The sequence below is a fragment of the Bacteroides sp. ET225 genome (assembly GCF_024733745.1).
Lineage (GTDB): Bacteria > Bacteroidota > Bacteroidia > Bacteroidales > Bacteroidaceae > Phocaeicola > Phocaeicola excrementipullorum.
In genome coordinates this window covers 28,461-52,395 of the sequence record NZ_JANRHN010000024.1, presented here as the reverse complement: position 1 = coordinate 52,395, position 23,935 = coordinate 28,461, and the positions used below count along the sequence as shown (strand labels likewise).

Sequence of the window (23,935 nt, the reverse complement as noted above, 5' to 3'; positions counted from 1 at the left end):
GTTTGATTGCCGATACGGCAAAAAAGACGGATCCTTTTCTCGGTCGTCCGAAAGAAAAGATACGATTTAAGGTTGGTGATATTGTGGAAGTGTTTGAGGGTGGGGAAGCCGAATTACATGTTATTACTGCACTCCCATGGACAACCGAAAAAGTAGAAAGATTAAACAAGAAATTGTTAGAAAAAGGTGAATGCAGTTTATTGGATGCGAGCGATGACTGTTACTTAGCCTACTCTCTCGGCATAGGCGACACGCATGGTCACCCGGCATGTACCGATGTATTCAGACCGACTAAAAAAGTATCTTCGGCTTTGAAACATAAATTGTGGGCTAAACTGATAGAGGCGGGTATGGTTTACGGACATGACATCCCGCATTCTTTCCTGATGGAACATGCCAATGATGAAAAGTTGAATGAGGAAATACTGACCGGAATTGAAAAAATGGCAAATAAAGACACCATAGATTTCTGGCCGTATGATATGAAAACGCATGTTACGGAAATGACAAAAATTTTAGGTTTCTCCGAAAAGCAAGTCCAACGGCTTTTAAAGGCAGCAGACAAGTTTGAACAATTATACAAAAGAAGTTGAGTAAAGAGAATTAAAGCTACTGCAAAATGCGACAAAAGCCTGATGATATAAAGTCATTCACCGCGCGAATTAAAGAAATACAGAAGACAAACAAATAATATTTCAAAAAATGAACAATGTTGTATTAGCACAAATATTTGACTACGTGAACTCAAAGTTTACTTTAGAACAGATTTCTAAAAACCTCAATATAAACATGGATGAGATTTTAGACGGGTTGGAAGAACTTGTTAAGAAAGAAATAGCTCCTAATTTGGCCTACATAAAGGGAGATGAAACTACTTTGTCAGAAGAACAGCTTAAAAGGTTTCGGCAAATAAGAATTAAGTCGATACACAATAAACTGTATCAACAGACTTGTTATGATGATACAATAGAAAGACGAAGTGAAGAATGGTTCAAAGCCATAGCAGCAGTTAATTCCTATTTTGATGAAAATGAGCATTTGTTTATGGCTGCTTCCGCACGGCAAGGTGCTACATTGGAAAGATTGGAGGAAAACAGTAATTTTACAAGAGCAGAGATAATCTCTCTCATTAAAAAGGCTGTAATAGAAAATAAAGTAAAAACAGATGTCAGGCACATGATTGCCCAATCTTCAAATGAGGAAGAAAAGAATAAACTACTCCTTATCCAACAACTGTCTGACCAAATAGAAGAACCCATAAAAACAGATGCGCCAAAAGAAGAACGGAAGTTGTCGAAAGAGGCAGAAAAAATGTGTGGAAGCTATGCAGAGTATTTTGACCCATATCTCAATGACGAGGATAAACAAGAAGTGACTAAACAGGTATCTATTATGAGAAAAGAAGATCTTTGCAGCAGATATGATGTTGATTATCGCTCCGACATTACCAATGAAGAAATATGTGCTGGAATCTATTTATATTTGTTGAGCCAAGGATATAGCGATATTCGAACTATTAAGTTCTTTCCCTCTGCTTATGAAGCCATCAGCTTCTATCAAAAGAACCACGAAGGAAGCAAAGATGTCTGGGCATTTGAGAATGATCCTGACTTGTTTCATGAAAACTAAATGCATGTTTGTGTTCCACTAAAAATAAATCAGCCACTTACTTATTTGTAAATGGCTGATTTTCAATGTCGGGGTGACTGGATTCGAACCAGCGACCACACGCCCCCCCAGAGCCTTCCTTTTATTTTATATATTTTTGTATTTATCTGAAATTCAATATATTTGTAGCGATTAAAATATGGCGTAGTAGCTTCTGATTATACTAAATTGGATGTATTAGGACTAAAAACGTCAGTAATCCGTCAGTAAAATGTATCGCTTATGAAATATGCTTCGTTTAAGATGTGGATAGCAGATAAGTACCATTATAAAGATGGTTATGCTATTTGGCTGGTGGTGCGAAAAGACAATAAGCGTAAGGTCATGGCATTAGGCATTTACGCAGAACCACACCAATGGGATGATAAACAGGAACTGTTTATCACAGATAAGCGTGTGCCTAAGTTGCATCCAGACCGTAAATATCTGAATGATTGGCTTACTCAGAAGAAATCTGAGATACTTCGTATCATCGCAGAGTTTGATAAAAATAAAATAGATTGGACTTTAAATCAGTTTGAACAAGAATTTTTTCATTATTCCAATAAAGGTAATGTCAAAGATTATTTTGAAAAACTTATCTTAACCTATAAAGATACCAACCATATAGGGAATGCCACTTGTTACAATCGGGCCCTCCATATGCTTGAATTATTTGATGATAAGTTTTCAGAACGGGTATTTCCTGAAATTGACATTAAGTATGTAAAAGCTTTCGATGTTTTTCTCCAGAAAAGAGAATGTAAAGGCAATACGAGAAAGTTTTATTTTAAAGCTTTAAGAGCCGTTTTAAATAAGGCTATCCAAGATGGAGAAGCATCGGAATCTACTTATCCATTTGGGAAAGGAGGATTTAGTGTTGCATCTTTAGAAGAAGAAACGATGAAGCGGTATTTACCACATGAGGATATGGAGAAATTGAAAAATACAGTAGTTGAAAGTGCGGCTCAAGAGTTGGCTCGAAGATTATTTCTTTTTTCGTACTATTGTTATGGTATTTCTTTCATTGATGCAGCATTATTAACAAAGAAGAATATCGTCCGTTATAATGGGGGTAACTATATCGTATATAAACGAAATAAGACAAAGGAGGCTAAACGGGTAAAACCAATTCAGATTAGAATTACACAAGAAATACAAAATTTATTGGATTGGTTTTCCGCAAATACATTGTTAGTGGAAGATTATTTGTTGCCGATTGTTTCCATTGCCGGGTACAAGGGGGAACGACTGTATAATCATATTCGTAGCCGATTTGGGCGCAATAACAAGAATTTGGCTAACTTAGCGAAAGTTTTGGAGATTACGGATATGAAACTAACAAGCTATGTAAGTCGTCATACAATGGCTATGACTTTGCAGGACAATCAAGTACCACGTGAGGTTATCTCACAGATATTATGCCATAGTGATTTGTCAACAACTAATACTTATTTGGATAGTTTTGCCAGTAGCGTAATAGATGAAGCAGTAAAAGTCTTATAAAAGAAACAGTATGTTATCAACAGATAAAATAAAGGACTTGCTTTCGCATGGCGAGAATAAGCAAGTAGAATTTAAGAGATGTACGGATAAGGTTTCAGCATCTGTGTATGAAACCGTATGTTCTTTCTTGAATGCAGAGGGAGGATATATCTTTTTGGGAGTGGATGATGATGGCACAATATTGGGAATTAACCCAAAATGCGTAACAGATATGACTAAAAGCATTATCAATACGCTGAATAACCCTGAACAGTTTCTTCCTCCAATGCCAATCACACCGGAACAGGCAGAGATAGACGGTAAGATTATCTTGTATCTGAATGTGCCGGAGAGTGAACAAGTGCATAGATACAAAAATCGTTTCTTCGACCGTTGGGGTGATGCGGACAATGATGTGTCAAAACATACCTATCTGGTTAAGAATATGTTCATGCGAAAAGAAAAGGAATCTTCCGAAAACGAAGTGTTTCCCGATGTGACCTTGGAAGATATGGACGAAGAATCGTTCAAGATTATGCGCAGCCACATTTCCATCCATAACTCCAATCATCCGTGGCTAAGCATGACAAATGAAGAGTTCCTGAAAAGTCTGTTTTGGGGTAAACAACGGGAAACGAATAAGGAAGGATATAAGTTGGCTGCCATTCTTTTATTTGGTAAGGAACAAACTATTCTGAATTGTTGTCCGTGGCATCGCACGGACGCTATTTACCGTAGCATGTCTTACGAGCGTTTCTTGCATCCGCTTCCTACCGACCCTGACATTCGCTACAATGACAGAGATATGATATGCGTAAATTTGATTCAGTCATATATTCGTTTACTGAATTTTGTACAACGCAACATGCCTGATAAATTCCGTTTAGCGGATAATGGTATAGACCGTTTGGATTTACGGGTAATGATATTCAGAGAAGTAATATCAAATACACTGCTTCATCGTGAGTATATCAGTTCATACACCAATAAGTTTCTCATATTCCGTGATCGGGTCATAACGGAGAATTGGACGAAACCTTTCCAAACAGGGGATATAGATATAAATGACTGGCATACCCGTACAAAGAATCCGCTAATAACAAAGGTATTCCGTGAAATGAAATGGGCTGAGGAGCTTGGATCTGGACAGAAAAATATTCGGAAATATGCTCCGTTATACTTTGAAAACACTGAAATAGATATACATAGTGGAGAGGAGTTTATCTTTTCTATTACCTATCGTGACCCTAAAGAATTTGAGTTTGCAGAAAATATACCGACAAGTCACCGACAAGTCGGCACTAAGTCGGCACTAAGTTGGCAGCAAGTCGGCACTAAGTTAGCATTAAGTCAAAAGGAGATAAAAACTATATTGGAAACATGCTTGCTCGAAAATTCTTTAACTCAGATTATTGCTTTATTCAATTTTAGTGATAGAACAAAGTTTAAGAGGAAATATATAAACCCTCTTATTGCAGAAGGATTGTTGGCAATGACCGTTCCTGACAAACCTAACAGTCGTTTGCAGAAGTATTATACCACAGAAAAAGGAAAATCACTACTACTATGCCAAGACGGAAGCAATTAACATTTCATATCCAAGATTTGAGATGTGCAGGTCACATCGTTGAAGAATTATCCAAACTACCACAGTTGGCTAATTTTGACATGAGTTCTATTGAACTGACCATCAAAGAAAACAAACCTGCACCCAAAATCATCAAAAAAGATATAGATATGCTGATAGACCGTTTACAGCGTGGTTTCTCTGCCAACAAACATACTGTTATGCAGTTGAACGGATATTACCTGATTACAAATGTTCATTTAGCCAAATGGATGAGGACAACTCAAGCATCGGTCAATAAATGGATAAAGGACGGTCTGATAAAACCCAGTAAGAACTCTTTCACTAATCTTAAATTTTGTAAGAACTGCACTATTTTGCTCTGCTCCAATAACTAAATCCATCTCCCAGTCTCCAAATCTTTTTCCATTGGCTTCTGCCGGTCTTTCATGGATGGATACCCTGTCAGGAATCATGCTTTTTCCTGCTGTCTTATATGGCTTAGCCTGGTGACGCCTGTATTTCATATAGTGATGACAATATTTTGAAAGCTCAGGCTTTCTTCTGATTTCCTGATAGATACGTTCCTTAGATATGCGTTTCCCCTCTTTTTTCAGATGTCCTGAAATTTGTTCCGGAGACCATCCTTTCCCTTTGAGTAACTTTATGGCAAGCTCCAGCACCCCAGGTTTTATTGCTGTGTTGCGTACTATTCGCTCCCTCTTTTCACGGGCCATTTCATCAGCCTGTTTGGGATTATATCTACCGGTCTTTGTCCTACTACGCTTCAACTCACGTGAAATGGTGGATGCTGAACGTTTCTTTTCGGGAAGAGGATTACCGGAGGATATGGCTGCTTCCTCTTCAATACGGTTTAATTCGTCTGCTATGGCTTTTAATGAAAAACCATTTTGGCGCATGGTAGAAATTGTGTACCTTTGCGCAAGGGTTAATTGATTGTACATAAGCAATACAAAGTTAATTAATCTTGGGGAGACTTCGGTCTCCCTTTTTGTTTTTTTGCATTGCCACAGGGAAAGGTTTTCTTAGCCATACATACCTCCTAAAATAATGAAAGCGGGGCTGAAATCAGACAGCCTCGCTCCTTTACACTATTTCAGTGTGGTACATGAATCTATTGCTTGGTCGAGTTGCTCCTCAGCAGAGCTCGCCTCCTCTTTGATTCACGAGACAAAGTTAACACTTTCCTCCTTGAATCTACTACTTTTAAAGACCAAAACGTTGCACTTCGTTTTGGAATCTACAATTTCAAAATGACCAGACTCGTTAAAAGCAATCAGACAATGCTATTTATTAACACAGATATTAGCAGTTTCCCATTTATGTGTATCAGAACATTTAATATTCAAGACTTGATTTCCTACCTGCATACGGAAATCACCTTTCTCAAGTATCCATTTTCCGTCAGCACCTACAAAAGCAAAATCACTTCCTTTGATAGTCAATGTTACAGTTTTGGTCTCACCTGGCTGTAATTCCACTTTCTTGAATGCGCGCAGCCTGCGATTCTCTGGTGTGAGCGATGCTACCAAATCGCTGCTGAACAACATTACAACTTCTTTACCTGCAATCTTTCCAGTATTTGTAACGTCTATTGTAAATTCCAGTTTTTCGTTTTCAGTAAAAGTATCTTTGTTCACACGCAGATTCCTGTAATCAAAAGTAGTATAACTCAAACCGTAACCGAAAGGCCATTGAACAGAAATTACAGCATCATAATCGTATGCACCTTCCATCTTATCCATTTCCTCGCTTACACGATAATCGTATGTAGTAAGTTCAGCTTGGTTTCTTGGATATGTATATGGCATCTTAGCACTTGGATTTGCATCACCGGCAAGGATATTTGCCAATGCATCTCCACCATAATTACCAGGCAACAAGATATTGATTACACCGTCTGCCAAAGGTTCAATGTCACTTATAATACGTGGACGACCGCCATTTATTACAAGAACAATAGGCTTGCCTGTCGTAGCAAGAGCTTTAACAAGGTTACGCTGGTTTTCAGAGATTGCAAGGTCTGCCAGATTTCCAGGAGTCTCGCAATATGAATTTTCGCCTATACATGCGATGATTACATCTACATTCTTTGCTGCAGCCACAGCTTTTTCTATTTCAGGAGTGCTTTCTTCGTAATACGCTCCTTCGGCAACGTATGTAACTCCTTGTTCTAGGGTTACCAAATCAGTGCCAAACTTGTTGCTTACAGCTTCGTAGATGGTATTATACTCACCTGCAAAACGGTCGGCAAGATGTCCTTGCCATGTATAACTCCATCCGCCGTTAAGGCATCTCATTGAATTTGCATTAGGACCTGTCACGAGGATTTTCTTACCTTTTGCCAATGGTAATATGTTATTATTGTTTTTCAGCAATACTTCCGATTCTTCGGCTGCTCTAAGTGCGATTGCGGCATGTTCCTTACTGCCGAATTTAGGATAATCCTTATAGTCAGTATTAGGTTTTTCAAAAAGTCCCAAACGGTATTTCAGACGGAGAATACGACGTACGGCATCATCAATACGACTCATCGGCACTCTTCCCTCTTCTACCAATTCCTTCAACAGTGTACAGAAATCAAGATTGTAAGGTTCCATAGCCATATCGATACCCGCATTGATGGCAATTTCAATAGCTTCCTTTTTGTTGGCTGCTATTCTTTCACGAGTATATAGGTTATTAATATCCGCCCAGTCGGTAATCAACATTCCGTCCCATTCCAGATCTTCTTTAAGCCATTCTGTGAGTAACTGCCTGTTGGCATGCACAGGCACACCATTAATGGAAGCACTGTTTACCATTATTGTCAGCGCACCAGTTTCTACGCAAGCCTTAAACGGAGCAAAACACTTCTCTCTCAAATCAGATTCTGATATATATGCAGGAGTACGGTCTTTACCAGTACGGGACATGCTGTAACCAAGGTAATGCTTGACAGAAGCAGCTACACGGTCTTCTGAAACATGATTAGGGTCATCTCCCTGAAAACCACGAACAGCCTCACTGCCCATTATGGCATTAACCAGACAGTCCTCCCCATAATTTTCCCAAACACGCGACCAGCGAGGATCTCTTGCCATATCCACCGTTGGTGAATAAGTCCAAGGACAGTTGCTTGCTCGTGTTTCGTATGCAGTTATAACGGCCGACTCGTATGTCAGTTCAGGATTAAAGGATGCACCAAGATTGATATTCTGCGGGAAAAGCGTTCCACCAAGGGTATAAGTAGTACCATGAGTCTGATCCAAGCCGTAAATACAAGGAATACCTATTTCCTTCATAGATACTTCCTGAATATAACCGATGATTTCTTTCCATTTCTCACGGCTTTGAGCAACCGGTCCGGGAGCATTCAGTACAGATCCGACCTTGTACTTTCCAATTGCATTTTTTACTTTTTCCTTATCCAGTTTGAACTCTCCGCCCACCACATTGCCAAGAACATCTATTGACAGTTCTGTCATCTGTCCGACCTTTTCTTCCAAGGTCATTCCCGCTAATGTAGCTTCAACCTTCTTCTCTATTTCTGTATCTTTCGTCAAACTGACAGGAGTTGCCGCCTGTACGAAGCAGGCAGCATTTCCTATTATTGACGATACAAATAATACTTTTCTTAAATTCATATTTATTAATTTTTTTCTTGGTAAATAAATTATTCTTCGTAAGTAATTCTATCAACGTAATATCCGAAACCTACACAAAGGAATCCATCTTGCGAATTCAACAAGTCAAGTATCTCATGTGACATAATTATGTCACTAACACCGTCCGCATAAACATCAAACTCAGGGTACCCGGGAAGTTCTGTCCACCATCCGGAAGAGAATCTGATTTTATGATAGCTATCATCAGATTTAATTGAGTAATATACCTTTAATTTTGTTCCTACAGGCAAATTCTTCACATCATTCTGCACCGCATCAAACAACCTGTTTGGATCACCTTCAGGTAAATCCCATGATACATAATGATGTCCATTCCATAATTCAACTTCCAATGGAGAGTCTTTTACCGTAACTGCAAGTTCTGTCTTTATCTCACCATCAATAAAGAAACTAACATTTTCTCCGGATTTGGATATACCTGTCAATACATAATCTCCGTCTGCAATTGCAGGTGAAATGAATGTAAGACGAGTTGAATACTGTTCAACGAATGTAGTGATTGTATTTCCACCCAATGACAACGAAACGACCTTGTCAAGATTCAAACCGGTAATAGTCCACTCAGCATCAGGACGCTTGTTTTCAGGTCCTGCAGTAATCAACGGCTTGGAAGTAACATCCATTGTATTAGCACCGTATCTACTGCCTTCCACATCTATAAATTCCACACGATACTCACCGTCAGACAATTCTGAAGGAATTTTAAATTCAATATAACCATCTGATTCCACGTATGTTATATCAGAGATTTCCACTTCCTGATTAGTTTTAGACTCGGCAATGTTTATCTGCTTTAATGCTACTTTTGCAACCTTTTCAAGATTTGTTCCACTAAGACGTGCCCATCCTCCAGTTGCGACAATACGTTCTGATATTACTTCTTCACTCTGAGGATCTTCAGCCAAAGCTTTTATTTTTACAAGTCCTTCACGGAAAGTTGTCTTTCCTACAGGAGTTGAGACATCAACCCTAAGATGATAAACACCGGCATTAAGATTCATCTCGAGCGTCTTTTCTGTTCCGACTTCTTCACCGTCAAGAGTCCAAACCACAGAAGTGAAATCAGCAGGCGTAGTTGTTACTGTTATTGAAAACAATACATCCCTGTCTATTTCAGAAATAGTTCCCAGTCCACCATTAGCGTCACGCTCCGGAAACGTAGGAGCTATAATACGAGGCTCGTCATCTGCTGTTGCAGTAGAAAATGGCTCTTCTTCACTACAAGATGTAAAAGAGAAACCTGCACCGAGCAATATAAATAATATCCAATATATATTTTTCATTTTAATACGAAATTTAAATTGTTTAGTGTACTAGATTTTTATTCTTTATCCCACCATACAGGAATATTCCAACTGTTAGTTCCACCCATACGGTCCAAAGCTTCCTGATAACCTTCCTTGTTGTAAGAAGACTCAAGTATAGGATAGCACAAACGTACAGGAATGTCGTATCCACCAGTAAGCTTGTCTGCCGCATAACCATATTCTGCAGGAGATTTCAGCTTTGGATATCCTGAACGACGTATGTTAGCCCAACATTCTGACAGATTATGGAAGTGAAGAATCCAAGCCTGAGTATTTATTGCTTCTTTCTTGCCTTCGTCACTAAGAGCAGAAATAGGGTGATTTGCTATATAATCGTTTATATCCTGATCGTCAATTTCGCAATCATAGTTATCAACTAGAAATGCCATCGAAGCCTTAACTCCATTTTCGTAATGCTGCTCAACAGATGTAGCACCTACGTTCCATCCTTTAAGCTTAGCCTCGGCCAATAGGAACTCAACCTCAGCGTATGTCATCACAACACCCGGGTTGTCAGATTTAAGGAAATTCTGGGCCAATTTAGGACGGGTAGCATCCTGTAACCATGGATTTGAGTAATTCGTATTGTCAGGATACCTTTCTTTAAGGTCCGCTATAATTTCACTCCAATATCCATTATCCGGCCATGGTTCATACCAGAATTCACCCGGTTTAGAAGGGTTGAACTGTGCACCCAGTTCCAGCATTTCGTCTGTCAGATCAATACGGTTATTAGGATTTGACTGAGTCAGACCCTTGTCGAAATAACAACGGGTAAGTGCAAAAGTACGAGGGTCGTCATTGTCCTTCAAAGTATTGAAGAAAGTAGAACAGATATAAGTCTGATTATTTGCAGGGTCATTACCAAAATACAACTGTGACAAAGCGTTACGTCTGTAATCTGTATATGCTTCCTGACCAAAATTGAATGTAAGCTCCATATATTCAATCAATGCGTCATCATCAGCACTTGTCATATAGCCGGCAGGATCTGTAAATGCCTTTTCAAACTCTTCCTGCGCCTTCTGTGGAGAAACATCAGATATACGCATAGCATAACGCATACGAAGAGAATTTGCAAGCTTTTTCCATTTTCTTATATCTCCATTAAATATCACATCACCTGTGATTTCATCTTTCTTATCGTCTAAAGCGGCAGCGGCTTCAGTCAGTTCTGTAAAGAAACTGTTGTAGATTTCCTCTTGTGTATCATAACGTGGACTTGTTATACCACTGATAAAACCTCTGGCTGCCTCTGAGTATGGAGCATCACCGTATGTATCTGTTATGATAGACATAAGATATACTTTGTAAATCACAGCAGCGGCATGTATGTTCACTTTGTTCTCGTCACCTTCTGTCTTTACCTCAGCATCTACAAGATTCTTGATTCCTGTAGTATAAAGATTTGTCCAAAAACGATTCATTTCGTTATTGTCAATTTTGTGCTGACCTCCGTAGTTTGTTGTATTCCAACATCCCATAAGCTGCTGCGTAAAGGCACCTATATAGCTTCGGTATATTTCTATCATTCCAAGGTCGCCGTATGTCTGTAGTTCGGCAAAAGTCAACTGTGAATTTGGGTCAATATTTTCAGCTTTCGACGGGTCTGTATTCATGTCATTCATGTATTCATCACTGCAAGCTGTAAAAGCAAGTGCTAATGCCATGCACATTGCTGTTTTTATATATGATTTGTAACGTTTCATTGTGTATTTCTTTTTGAAATGATTTAGGATTAATTAGAACTTAACGTTGACATTGAAACCATAGCTTTTACGTGAAGGCAATGAGCCATATTCCATACCCATACCTGTAGTATTGTTATAGTTCGAATCAGGATCGATATTAGGAATATTTTTCCAAACGATAAACGGATTACGTGCAACGAAAGACACTGTCAATCCTTGAACCTTATTCTTCAACCATGTCTTTGGTAACGAATAGCTCAATGTGATTTCACGACATTTGATATACGAGTTATCATAAACGAACATTGACGGTGCATAACGGCTGATATTCATCCAATAATCCTCAGGATTTACGTAAATATCGTTAGGACGATATGTTCCGTCACCATTGTCTATTACACCTGGGGCAATGAAACCGCCTGTAGGTGTCCAGTTTGCTTCGCTGATACCAAGAGCCTTACGCTGTTCTTCTGATTTATACCATTCTTCGCGTCCTTCCAATGTTTCCAATGCTTTACCAGATTCGTATGCGGCACGGGCAGACATTGAATACAAATCGGCGCCAACCTTAATATCGAATACAGCAGCAAGTGAAACATTCTTGTATGTGAAGTTCGTTACTACACCACCTGTCCAATCCCATGAAGCGTTACCCAAAATATGATTGCTATTGTCGTATTGTGGCAAACCGGTGCTTGGATCAATCAAGATATCACCATTTTCATTGCGTTTGAAATCAGGACCAATGATAGAACCAAAATTTTCTCCTACTACAGCTGCTACCTGAACATCCTGCCATGTAGCCTTTTCCAGCTCGAACAAATCAATACCGTCAACCAACTCCTTAACCTTGTTATTGTTCTTGGAGAAGTTGATGTTCAAGTCCCATGAAAAGTCCTTTGTCTGGATAGGACGAGTGTTCAAAGCTATTTCAATACCGTTATTCTGGATTTCTCCAGCGTTAATCATACGATATGTATAACCGGAAGCCCATGAACTCGCCATCGCCATAATCTGGTTTTTACTAGTCTGATTATAATAAGTAAAATCCAAACCAATACGGTTATTCAGGAATTTCAATTCCAATCCCATTTCGTATGAATTGGTTCTTGTAGGCTTTAAATCACGATTAGGGATAGTACTGTTACTGATAGAACCTAAAGTATATCCTGGATAAGTAAATTTAGATTTCGTATATACCAGTCCCAACTGATAAGGATCTGTATCGCTACCAACCTGCGCCCAAGAAACACGTAGTTTACCGTAAGGCAGAAGATTGTGATTCTTGATAAGTTCAGAGAATACAAAGCTACCTGAGAATGAAGGATAGATATATGTATTGTTATTCAAAGGCAATGTGGAAGAACGGTCTCCGCGCAATGTAGCATCAAGATATATCAGGTGTCTCCATCCTACATTTACTGCACCATAAATAGAATTTATCTGCTTTCTGTAATAATTCTGTTCCACACTTGTTTCATTAAAGCTCATGAGCGCCACAGTTTCACGTATCTTCATATCCTGAGCTGTAGTGATTGTAGTCTCATTATTCACTTTATACAAGTTGGCACCCAATGTCGCATTGAAATCGAAGTCCCCCCAGGAGTTGTTATATAGAGCCAACATTTCGAAGTTGTACATACGGTTTCTGAAATTGCTTATCTGCAATCTGCCTGCTTCATAGCCAGGAGTAGTAGGAGCCTTGAAATCCTCAAACTTAAACCAGTTGAATTCAGCTCCGACAGTACCTTGAAGCTTAAAATGGTCAGCAACGTTCCATATTGCCTTACCATTGAAACGGAACTGGTCTTTATCAGATTGGTTCGAGTTTTTGTAAACATCCCAGTAAGGGTTTACATTATATGGATCCAAACCATTCCAATTAGAGTATTCACCATTTGCATCCTGATATGTTTTCAGCCATTCCTGATCGTATGTAGTGGCAAGAGTCATAAGGTTTTTACCGACATTACCTTTGCTGTCGCCAAGAGCCGGACGGTTCTTTACCGATTCGCGTGTATAGTTTGTACTGAAATCCAGATCTACTTTTCCCATACTCGTATTGGCACGCAAATTGAATATGTTACGGCTCATATTGGTATTAGGAACTATATCTTTATTACGCATATCGGTGTAAGTGAAACGTACTCCCGACTTTCCATGACTTGAGCTTAAAGTCAATGTATTTGTTGCAGTCAAACCTGTACGGAAAAAACCTGATACATTATCAGGAATTATCAAATACGGACGCGAAACACCATCAAAATAATCCAGCATATTTGAACCGTCGGCTTTTGGTCCCCAACTCTTATTTGTGTTTGCAACAGCATTTATACTGTAAGTGCCATCACTACCCATACCATATATTTGCTGAACTTCGTTCCATTTAGCAAGTTGAGTTTCAAATGTCATTGTACCATTATACTCAACACTCATACGTTCACCATCCTTACCGCTAGCCTTCTTTGTTGTGATAAGAATTACACCGTGACTGGCACGGCTCCCATACAACGCTGAAGCAGCAGGACCTTTAAGAACAGACATATTCTCTATATCATCAGGGTTAATGCTTGAAATACCGTCACCCAAGTCATAACCTCCTTCCGTACCGGCACTGCCATAGTTTGTATTATCCAAAGGTACTCCATCAATGACATACAGAGGTTGGTTGTTTCCTGTCATTTCTGTATTACCACGCAAAAGCACACGTGTAGAGCCTGAAGGACCACCTGCAGTCTGACTGACAACCAGACCTGGAACACGACCAGCCATAGAGTTAATCACATTAGTCTCCTTAGCTTTTGTCAAAGCCTCTCCCTTAACTTCATCAACACCATAACCAAGTGCCTTACGTTCACGTTTGATACCCAATGCGGTAACAACGACCTCACTCAAAACCTTGCTGTCTTCCTCTAGGGTGATATCCAGTGGTGCAGTACCAACTTTTACTTCTTTTGTTTTGTAGCCTACAAAACTTATAACCAGTGTAGCACCCTGTTGCACATTCAAGACAAAATTACCATCCATATCGGTAATGGTTCCGTTGGTAGTACCTTTTTCAACAATAGAAGCACCGATTATAGCTCCCATAGCATCTTTGACATTACCTGACACTTGTCGGCTTTGTTGCATTACTGAAAGATTATTTTCAGTAACCCCAGCATTCAACTGCGGCATTCCTCCAAAAAGGGATAGAAACAATGTACCGCAATACAATGTGTACTTGTAGTTTAATCTTCTCATAAGTTTTTAATAAGTAATAGTATTAAGATTAATTATATATTTTCACCCAATCGATGAACATCTGGGCTTTTTCTCCATCTTTCAATGCTGTAATTTGTGCCGGATCTGTTATACCGGGAAAGTCACCACCTACAGCCAAATTGAACAAGAAATAAAATTTATCGTTAAAGTATTCAAAACGACCACTGTCCGGTCCGATATTAAAAGTTTTGATCAGTATATCATCAACCTTTACAATAAGTTCATTTTCATTCCACTCCAGAGAATATACATGATAGTTGCCATCCTGAAGACTTTTTTCCATAGTCTTAGTCTGGAAGATCTGCTCATGTCCTTCAACATCAGGACCATAATGAATTGCCGAATTTATGTATGCTTCTGTTGTATTATTGGCTATACCGGCTTTTTCTCCCATCTCCATAATATCGATTTCACCACAAGCAGGCCATTCCTTGTCGTTGTCTCCCATCATCCAGAATGCCGGCCATAATCCATTAGCCGTTTTGGGAAGTTTTATACTTGATTCCACTTTCCCATACTGAAAACTTTTCTTGCCTTTGCTGTTTACACGACCAGAATAAAATTTATCTCCTTCTCTCTTGGCAGTCAAAACAAGCACTGTCTTGTCACCGTCTTTCCCGACACTTACACACTCTTCAATATATTCCTGAAGTTCATTGTTCACCCACCCAGGCTCATGAGTCTCTTTTGTCCAAACAGAATTATCAAATGTGTTGAAATCTTCTGTAAACACAAGTTTCCACTGTTTCGAGGGTTCATCTTCTTCTCCTGGTTGCTCATCAGGCAGCTCAGGTTCCTCCTCCTGTCCTTCATTATCATCTTTGATTTCCTCTTCCGGATTATCAGGCTTTACCGGTTCATTATTTGTCGAACACGATTGCAGATTTACTCCCAAAAAGAATAATAGAAATAAAATTACTGTTTTCATTACCGATAGTTTTTTGGTTAAACATTATGTATTTTCACTTTCTCTTTTACTGTTAACTAAAGATTACATTCAGCTTCCAAGCTGTTGGTAAAATTGGGTATAATCCTGTTTTTCAGGGTTTGAATGCTGACAGAAAAGGGTTGAAATCTATCATTTTTGCTTTTTAACCAAGAAAACATATAAAAATCGGGCTGACAAATCAATAAATGTTCATAAATAAGACATTATTGATTTGTCAGCCCGTAATATAAATATAGAACTATCTATTAGTTTTGCTCCAGAAACTTGCTTGGTGATATACCAAATTGTTTCTTGAACAATATACTGAAATATTTAGAATTCACAAATCCGGTTTCAGCGGCTACATCTGCCACAGGCTTTCCTTGTTTCAACAGTTCTGCCGCCCTCTGAAGGCGAATCAGACGTATGAAGTCCTGCGGTGCCTTTCCTGTAAGTGATTTCAAACGGTTGTAGAACAAGGTACGGCTCATAGCCATTTCCTGGCACAATTGGTTAATATTAAATTCTTCATCATCCATATTATCCATGACGAGTTGTGTTGCATGCTTAATAAAATTCAAATCATCCTCTGATACCGGTACTGTATCATTCTGAACATTGCCCTCGTCTGTTTGCCGTATTTCATCATCATTGTTCAAAGTATCAGTGCCAACAGTTTCATTTTTCTCTATTTGCGCCACCACATTTTTCAGAACATATTCACGAAGATGATTTCTGGTTTCGAGAATACTATGAACCTTCAATCTTAAAATTTCTGCACTGAAAGGTTTAGGAATATAGTCGTCCGCTCCACTTTTCAGACCGGTAACCATGGCATCATGGGTTACCTTGGCAGTAAGCAATATAAACGGTATGCCGGATGTTTGTGGATTTTCCTTTACTATACGACAAAGCTCGTCACCCTGGATACCAGGCATCATAACATCCGACAGAATAAGATCCGGATATTCTTCTGCCAAACATTCCAAAGCCTTACTTCCATCAGATACATCTATAACCCGATAATCACGTTCAAAAATCTTCTTTAAATAACAGCGTAGTTCATCATTATCCTCGACTATAAGCAATGTATCCAAAGATTCTTTAATATTTTCAGAATCATCACCAATATACTCAGTTCTATTTTCTATAACCGGAGATATCTGTTTATGTATAACATTATTATCAAAAGAAGAATCAATATCAGCATTGCGTAACGTAACATAGAACGTACTGCCCTTGTTTACTTCAGATTTGTATGAAATTTTGCCATGCATCATATTCACCAAACGCTGTACCTGCAACAGCCCGAATCCTGTGCCGGGTTCGTTTGTCTGTCTTGCATTAACAGCACGATAAACATTCTTGAACAGCTGTCTGCCGGCATCAGCCGGAATGCCAATACCTGTGTCTTGAACCTCTATAACTACATTCTTTTTATCAGATAAAAGTGACAGGCTGATTGTCCCATTTGCCAAGGTATATTTGCAAGCATTCGAAATAAGATTGTCAAGCAACATTTCCATCATCTGCTCATCTGCCATTGCAAACACATCATGTTCAGGCAAAGATATCTTTATATGCAATTGTTTCTTATCACAATATGACTGGAAGCTTACACATTCCTTCACTAACAAATCGTTGATATTTACAGGTTTAAGAGTTACATTTTTCTTATTTGTATCTATTTTCTCAAACTCAAGCAATTGACTTACAAGCGCATGTAGTTTACGTGTATTATTACGCGCAGTTTCCAACAAGTAACTTACATCATCCGAAAGGTCTTTTTTCTTACTAAGGTCTTCCAAAGGAGCCATGATAAGTGTTACAGGAGTCCGTATATCGTGTGCTGTCTCTACAAAGAACTTTATTTTGTCCTCATTATGTCTTTTTTGAAGCTGATTACTCTTATATCTAAGTATGAAATAAAATATACCGAAAACTAATGACAAATATATTATCCATGCATACCATGAATTCCACCACGGCTGATCAATGTTTATTGAAAGCGAAGCTTCTGAAATGATTTCTCCATTACTTTTTCTCAAACTTCTGACTTTTAATGTGTACATTCCCGGCGATACATTAGTATATCTGACAGTTCCATTCGAATACACCGCACTCCATGATTTTTCATATCCTTCAAGAATATACTGATAAGCTATATCATGCTGAAAACGATAATTTATTGACTCAAAAGTAACAGAAAATGAATTATAACTGTAATCAAGATCAACTTTCTTATCCATGAGCATAGCATAAATGGACGGACGCATCTGTATTTCCTTCTCAGGAGAGATATACTCCAATTTTAAATCTGTTATCCTAACAGGCGCGTCGTATTCCTCAACAGCCATCGCGCCAGGAGTTATAAAAATAGCCCCATAAGTACTTCCATAAGCAAACCTACCATCAGAAAGTTTGATACATGCCGATTTATTATATGTCTTATCTGTATCATGAATATAATTCAGATTTGAAACCTTCAGGCCATTTACAACGGCAAGACCTTTACCTGTGCTTGCCCAAATACGACCTTTATTATCACGTTGCAAGCTATATATGTCATCGGACAGCAAGCCTTCTTTAGTGGTAATGATCTTTACATCACCTGAATTCATATCATACAGATTCAGACCACCTCCTTCAGTGCCAAGCCATACAGTACCGTCACCATTAAACAACATTGAAATGATATAAGCACTGACATTCTTATCATTGAACTCAGAGGTTGTGGCATAACGTCTGAACTGAGATGTATATTTTTCTACAATACAAAAACCATTTACTGTAGCAACGGCCATTCTCAAAGAATCAACTTCTTCTATGGAATGAACCCAGTTTATATCAAACTCATTTTTACGTTTTCCTTGTTTGTCGGCTATAATTAAATTTCCGTCAAGTCCCCCAATCCAAAGATCTCCGTCCTTGTCCTCCTTCACCGAGAAAATATAATTTGTAGTAAGTCCTTCCGGCTTCTGGGTAAGATGTCTTATCACACGCCCGTCTTTATCTATCAGATACAAACCGTCTCCATAAGTTCCAGCCCAGATATTTCCATCGCCTGAACTACATAAATCTACTATTACAATAGATTTTAATATATGTTTCCAACGATGATCTGACTTATTCCTAATACTTATACCATCATCCGTGGCAAACCACAAATCATAATTTATATTCTCCTCTATATCATTCACATTATTATTTACCAACGACTGCGGATTTCCCCGTTCATGTGTCATTATATTGATAGGATACTTCAAAGAAATAGCCACAGACACTCCACCAGTGTAACTGCCTATCCATATATTATCCTGAAAGTCTTTGGTTACGGCATAGATTCCATTGCCACGTAAAAAGAACTCCCCACTATCCTCTGTATTTACAAACAACTTTGTTTCTGAGGTATGTTTGTCCACAAAATATACTCCACCACCGTCTATTCCGACAAGTATTCTGTTATTGTCATAAGGAGTAATGGCGCGAATAGGATTAAAAAAAGACAGATGTTGACCTTTTATACGATGTAATGAATAATTTCCGAGATCCAGAGTCCACAATCCGCTGTTGAAAGTACCAATCCACAACTTATTTTCAGACTTATCGAAATAAAGAGTTTGTACATTTTTATCTTCAACAAGTTGATTTGAAACAGAATCTTCCCTACATGATAAACGAAAAACTCCATTCGATGTACCAACAAATAAAGAATCACACAAACATGCTATATCATTTATATAATTGTCTTCTAAAACGCAACATAAAGCACCGTCTGACTTTTTTGAATATAATCCTCTACTCAATCCAAACCAAAGCGTTCCATTTTCATCTGAAAATATTTTATTAAGAATAATTTCCCCCTCAATATACTCGCCCAAAAACAAATACAACTCAAAGCTGTCCGTATTCGGTTGATATTTATATATTCTCCCGGTATGATCGTATGCCAAAAGTCCCAGTTTATTATCAAAATAAAGCCTGATTATTCTCCCTGCCAAATCACCATAATAGTAATTGGCAGACAATGAATAATTCTTTACTGTACGACCATTATATCTGTCCACTCCAGTTCTGGTTGAAATCCACATCACATTGTCATTATCCTCAACTATCGAGAATACTCTTTCGCTACTCAATCCATCAGTGCGCCCGATGTGACGAACACTAAACATACCGTCAAACGATTCGGCATATAAAGCAGAAATAGACAACACAAAAGATATGACTAATAAGATATATTTTAAATTTATCTTCATATATTAAATCAACGGACACTTACATCCTTAAATTTCACAAAGGCTAATATGATACAAATATAGTGAAAATATATCAAATACTATATTTAGTTAACCTATTTCTAGCATTGTAGAGTCAAGTGGCAAGTGCAAAATTAGCAAATACTTTTATAAAACTCGATTTTGGGGGTTGAAAACCCTAGTTTTTTACGCGGTCTATCATTAATTTGATATTGTACTTTGTTCAGTTCCGCTTGAGACACCTGTCTGAAAACTGTACCTTTAGGGAAATATTCCCGAAGTATTTTATTCATATTCTCAATTGCCCCTTTTTGTCCCGAACAATATGGATCTGCAAAATACACAGTACAATCCAGAGCTTTACATATAGCCTTGTGATTACGAAATTCAATTCCATTATCTGTTGTGATAGTATACACATGTTTTTTGAAGGGGAGCAAAAGTCTTACCACGGCTTTCTCTACATCCTCAGGTTTCTTGGATGGAAGTTTTGTTTGTAGAAACATATTCTTACTTCGTTCAATTATAAGGACAATGCATGATTGAAATTGCATTTCAGGGTAAAGAACGGTGACTGCTTGATTACATGTTTAGCAGATGAACCGCAACGTATTGGAGTATACCATTCGGCAAGTTCTACCATTGCCTTAATATGTTTTTGCTTAGCAGCTTTCTCGTACCAATTAATCATTTTGTTAAAATCAGAGAAATCAGCTTTACATAATTCTGGTTTCCTTGACAAGTCTAACCAAAATATTACTTTCTCAATCTTAGAGTAATTTCTGACTACTGCTTCCGCTTCATGTACCATTTTATGGTAAAGCAGTTCTCCCATCTCGTATTGTGCATCAGCATTGCCTCGGCGGGCAATAGGTTCCAACAGTTGGGTAGCTTCATCATATCGTTTGCCCCGCTCCAACTCATCCAGTTGCTTTCGCAAACGTTTGCTCACCACTTTGCTTTTCTTTTCCATATTCTTTCGGTTTTAGATTACACATAGGAAAAACAAAACCTCATCTTTCCGTCTGTTTCAATGCAAAGATGAGGTCAAGTTATGCCAAAGTGGTTCACAGGTTATTCTTTCTCCAATAGTTGGTCGATATTTTCTTTGATATCCTTAAGAATGGCATCGTAAAGTTTCCAATGAAATGTATTAGCTTCTTTGGGTGCATATCCAGGATGATAAGTTTTATATGCGAATTTTACACCCTCAATAGGAAGTTTGATGACATCCTCGCCCGTAGGCAAATTGGGTAACGGATTTGGCTTCCCATTTAACTTAAAGTTCTCCAATATGTAATTATAGTATTTGTTGTTTTCCATTCCCGGTCCAATAAAGAATACCAATATATCCGGTTTAAGAATTTCAACTTCATCCGGAATCACGTGGAAAAAGTTCTTCTCTATTTCGTGCACATCTGCATTTACGGCACCACCACCTTTTGCAGTACGGGCAGAAAGCTTGGAGATTTCATTCCAAATCATAGAGACACGTTTGCCGGGATATGCACTGAGTAAATTATCTTTGATTTCTGCCATCATACCGTTGATTCCTCTTTTGAAGAATTGGCTCCCACCACGAAAATATCCTCCGTTCCCTTCTATTGCCACATAATTGTCATCAAGGAAGTCTTCATAGGTAGCCATTAAATCACCCACATCTAAATGTTCTTCAGCATTGTCTCGTTCCCAACCATTGGGCTCTTTACCAAAGAACATGATTTTTATGTCGGCTTTGGTGTACCATTCTTCATGTTCAGAGGTCCCTTTTTGAGCATACCATTTATCATAACCTATTAGTGCTTGTTCTTTTTCTCTTTCTTCTTTCTTTTGTCCCGAGCGCAACAGAGAAATTAAGAACGGACATTGCAGTTTGTCTCGCAATCCATTGGCTTCCAATTGTTCCATTAAGCCGTTCCACTTACTTTCGTAAAGTTCGGTCAATTGTTCTGATAATGTTTCCATACACGTATATTTTTAAAGTGGATGAATTCTAAAACAAATATAGCGAATTCTCTCAAGAAGATTCTCATTCTCAATGGGAAATGCTATATCTTTTGCTGCAAAGTTCTGTCAAGGATATGCAACATCAAAGCATAAGATGAGAAAAAATTGAAGTAATGCTTTACATTGGCATCACTTCTATTCATCTTTGCGGAAAAAAGGATGAGAATATGGGAAATAGATTTTCGATAGAAGAACTGACATGCCTGCATTTGTTGCGGTGTCACTATGCTGATATTGTTGCGGTGTCACTATGCTGATATATGCAGTAAAGAGGAACGAGAATTGCGAGAAACAATCGCCCTTCATCCGGCAACCTTCGTAAAAGCAAAGATGATTTGTGAGAAAGAAAAAGAAGCGGACATTTGCATTATCCCTTATTATGCGGAAAATTATCCTGCTTCTTTTGCCAAAATTGGCGTAGAAGCACCCACATTAATCCATCTATTAGGAAATAAGGAGTTGCTTTATCACGAAAATCCCATTGCCGTCATTGGCTCACGAAACGCTGATGATGTCGGATGTGATATAGCCTATCAGCTGGCAAAAAGCTATGCATTGAAAGGAAATATCATAGTGAGTGGATTGGCATTGGGATGTGACAGTTCCGCTCATCAAGGATGTATAGATGCCAATGGAAAAACTATTGCAGTGGTTGCATCCTGCTTAAATATCGTCCATCCTAAAGCAAACGAATTCTTGCAGCAAGAAATTATCGACAAGGGCGGTTTAATTATCTCCGAACAACCTTTTGGCGTGAAAGCCAATCCTGCACGACTGTATGCCCGTAACCGACTGCAAGCAGCTTTAGCACAAAGAGTCATTGTCGTTCAATGCGCTGTGAAGAGCGGCACGATGAATACAGTACATTTTGCACACAAGTACGGATGCAAGATTTATGCCGTAGCATACGGTCAATACGATGAGCATAATGCCGGGAATGAGTATATTCTCAAAAATGGGATAGGATTTCCTATCAAATTATAGAAGTTATGCACTAATATGGCATATCACAGGCTTTATTTTGCAATCAGAATCTTTAAAACAGAGCAATCATGACGGTGAAAGAATTAATCATGAAAGTAGGATTTGACGACTTGCTTCCTTACTTGAAAGAAATAATAGTCGGGCATTTTGACAATATCTATGCCTTTCGGGAAGCATACGATATGCTTCGGAATATGCAACCCAGCCCTGAGTTCGTTGGAAAAGTTTGGATAGAGCAAGAAGAGGATTGGATAAGCATACAGTCTTTAGACGCGGATTTTTGGGAGAATGAATTGGCTAAAGAGCTTGTTTTACCCAGGAATACTACTCTAAGCAAAGAGAAAATAGCCGCGCATTGTATATACGACATTACCTTTTATGGTTTTTCTCCGGCGGAAATAATTGAAAATTTCTGGAAAAATCATGGTTCCATACAAAGCAAAATGGAACGAAGGAAGTCCATCATACAAGAACTTACTGTGTCTGGAAGCAGTTTCACGTACAAAGATTTAGCTTATCTATTGCAAGTGGAGTACGGTACACGATATGATTATCATTCCATTACCAACGGGCAAGGAAATCGATTAGCCTATATTGCTGATTCAATGACCAAATACCAGCAACTTGACCTAAGTCGATACAATAATGCTGTGGTCTGCATTCGTGTTTCTGCTCAATACCCGTTAACCAACAAGGAACTGGACGATTTTAAGTGTAATGTCCGCTCATGGCTGAATTATGAAGACATTCAATTTGGCATTATAACAGAAGATAGTGATTGTAAAGAAGCAACGATTACTTTATTATTAAACAAACAAGCATAAATAAAGCACAGCAAAGGGAAGACTTGCAGTTCATTCGAGTAAACAGATGAAAATAAGAACAAGCCAAAACAAATTATTTTCTTCTCTATTTTATGTTTGATAGCATTTATTCTCCACCCCAATTGTCAGTAATCCGTCAGTGTATAAAAGAAAAAGGAGCTAAGTCAACGACTTAACTCCTTCATTTTCACCAGTCGGGGTGACTGGATTCGAACCAGCGACCACACGCCCCCCAGACGCGTACTCTAACCGGGCTGAGCTACACCCCGAATTGCGAGTGCAA

At 38.5% G+C, this 23,935-nt stretch carries 15 protein-coding genes, 1 tRNA gene and 1 pseudogene; 6 read left to right on the top strand and 11 right to left on the bottom strand.

The genetic code is table 11. The features are described 5' to 3' along the window. From NW212_RS10870 to NW212_RS10855, 4 genes and pseudogenes are all read left to right on the top strand, one after another. Positions 1–593: pseudogene (locus NW212_RS10870) on the top strand (hypothetical protein); the annotation flags it as partial. A gap of 109 nt (positions 594–702) precedes the next feature. Further along, positions 703–1,629, top strand: a complete 927-nt coding sequence (locus NW212_RS10865) for a hypothetical protein (protein WP_258338666.1) — start codon at positions 703–705, stop codon at positions 1,627–1,629. A 261-nt stretch (positions 1,630–1,890) separates the two neighbouring features. Beyond that, a complete protein-coding gene (locus NW212_RS10860; protein ID WP_258338665.1) occupies positions 1,891–3,153 on the top strand; it encodes a site-specific integrase in 1,263 nt (420 codons plus the stop codon). Positions 3,154–3,163: 10 nt separating this feature from the next. Further along, positions 3,164–4,720 carry an RNA-binding domain-containing protein gene (locus NW212_RS10855; RefSeq protein ID WP_258338664.1) on the top strand — a complete coding sequence of 519 codons (1,557 nt, stop codon included), beginning with the start codon at positions 3,164–3,166 and terminating at the stop codon, positions 4,718–4,720. A 239-nt stretch (positions 4,721–4,959) separates the two neighbouring features. Here the strand turns inward: NW212_RS10855 and NW212_RS10850 are convergent, their stop codons facing one another. The 10 genes from NW212_RS10850 to NW212_RS10805 form a co-directional block, all read right to left on the bottom strand. Beyond that, positions 4,960–5,664: an IS30 family transposase gene (locus NW212_RS10850; protein ID WP_258338663.1), complete on the bottom strand. Its 705-nt coding sequence runs from the start codon at positions 5,662–5,664 to the stop codon at positions 4,960–4,962. Positions 5,665–6,006: 342 nt separating this feature from the next. After that, the gene (locus NW212_RS10845) at positions 6,007–8,346 is read right to left on the bottom strand and encodes a glycoside hydrolase family 3 N-terminal domain-containing protein (protein ID WP_258338662.1); all 2,340 of its coding nucleotides are present in this window, start codon (positions 8,344–8,346) and stop codon (positions 6,007–6,009) included. A 29-nt stretch (positions 8,347–8,375) separates the two neighbouring features. Then, positions 8,376–9,671: a hypothetical protein gene (locus NW212_RS10840; RefSeq protein WP_021847153.1), complete on the bottom strand. Its 1,296-nt coding sequence runs from the start codon at positions 9,669–9,671 to the stop codon at positions 8,376–8,378. A gap of 38 nt (positions 9,672–9,709) precedes the next feature. Beyond that, positions 9,710–11,404: a SusD/RagB family nutrient-binding outer membrane lipoprotein gene (locus NW212_RS10835; RefSeq protein WP_191709648.1), complete on the bottom strand. Its 1,695-nt coding sequence runs from the start codon at positions 11,402–11,404 to the stop codon at positions 9,710–9,712. A 33-nt stretch (positions 11,405–11,437) separates the two neighbouring features. Then, on the bottom strand, positions 11,438–14,629 hold the full coding sequence (locus NW212_RS10830) for a SusC/RagA family TonB-linked outer membrane protein (RefSeq protein ID WP_191709647.1): 3,192 nt from the start codon (positions 14,627–14,629) through the stop codon (positions 11,438–11,440). Between the two features lie 28 nt (positions 14,630–14,657). Then, on the bottom strand, positions 14,658–15,578 hold the full coding sequence (locus tag NW212_RS10825) for a family 16 glycosylhydrolase (RefSeq protein WP_191709646.1): 921 nt from the start codon (positions 15,576–15,578) through the stop codon (positions 14,658–14,660). 266 nt (positions 15,579–15,844) lie between these two features. Further along, positions 15,845–19,837 carry a hybrid sensor histidine kinase/response regulator transcription factor gene (locus tag NW212_RS10820; RefSeq protein WP_021847149.1) on the bottom strand — a complete coding sequence of 1,331 codons (3,993 nt, stop codon included), beginning with the start codon at positions 19,835–19,837 and terminating at the stop codon, positions 15,845–15,847. Positions 19,838–19,971: 134 nt separating this feature from the next. Next, positions 19,972–20,343, bottom strand: a complete 372-nt coding sequence (locus NW212_RS10815) for an IS30 family transposase (RefSeq protein WP_258338661.1) — start codon at positions 20,341–20,343, stop codon at positions 19,972–19,974. Between the two features lie 17 nt (positions 20,344–20,360). Further along, positions 20,361–20,810, bottom strand: a complete 450-nt coding sequence (locus NW212_RS10810; RefSeq protein ID WP_258338660.1) for a hypothetical protein — start codon at positions 20,808–20,810, stop codon at positions 20,361–20,363. Positions 20,811–20,911: 101 nt separating this feature from the next. Then, positions 20,912–21,802, bottom strand: coding sequence for a hypothetical protein (locus NW212_RS10805; RefSeq protein ID WP_258338659.1), 891 nt, complete (start codon positions 21,800–21,802; stop codon positions 20,912–20,914). Positions 21,803–22,069: 267 nt separating this feature from the next. On the opposite strand from NW212_RS10805, the gene NW212_RS10800 reads away from it, so the two are divergent. Together NW212_RS10800 and NW212_RS10795 are read left to right on the top strand one after the other, a co-directional pair. Further along, complete coding sequence (locus NW212_RS10800) at positions 22,070–22,828, top strand: DNA-protecting protein DprA (protein WP_258338658.1); 759 nt, start codon at positions 22,070–22,072, stop codon at positions 22,826–22,828. A gap of 68 nt (positions 22,829–22,896) precedes the next feature. Beyond that, complete coding sequence (locus NW212_RS10795; RefSeq protein ID WP_258338657.1) at positions 22,897–23,652, top strand: hypothetical protein; 756 nt, start codon at positions 22,897–22,899, stop codon at positions 23,650–23,652. Between the two features lie 194 nt (positions 23,653–23,846). Here the strand turns inward: NW212_RS10795 and NW212_RS10790 are convergent. Continuing rightward, positions 23,847–23,921: transfer RNA gene (locus NW212_RS10790), tRNA-Pro, on the bottom strand. Between the last annotated feature and the right edge of the window lie 14 nt (positions 23,922–23,935).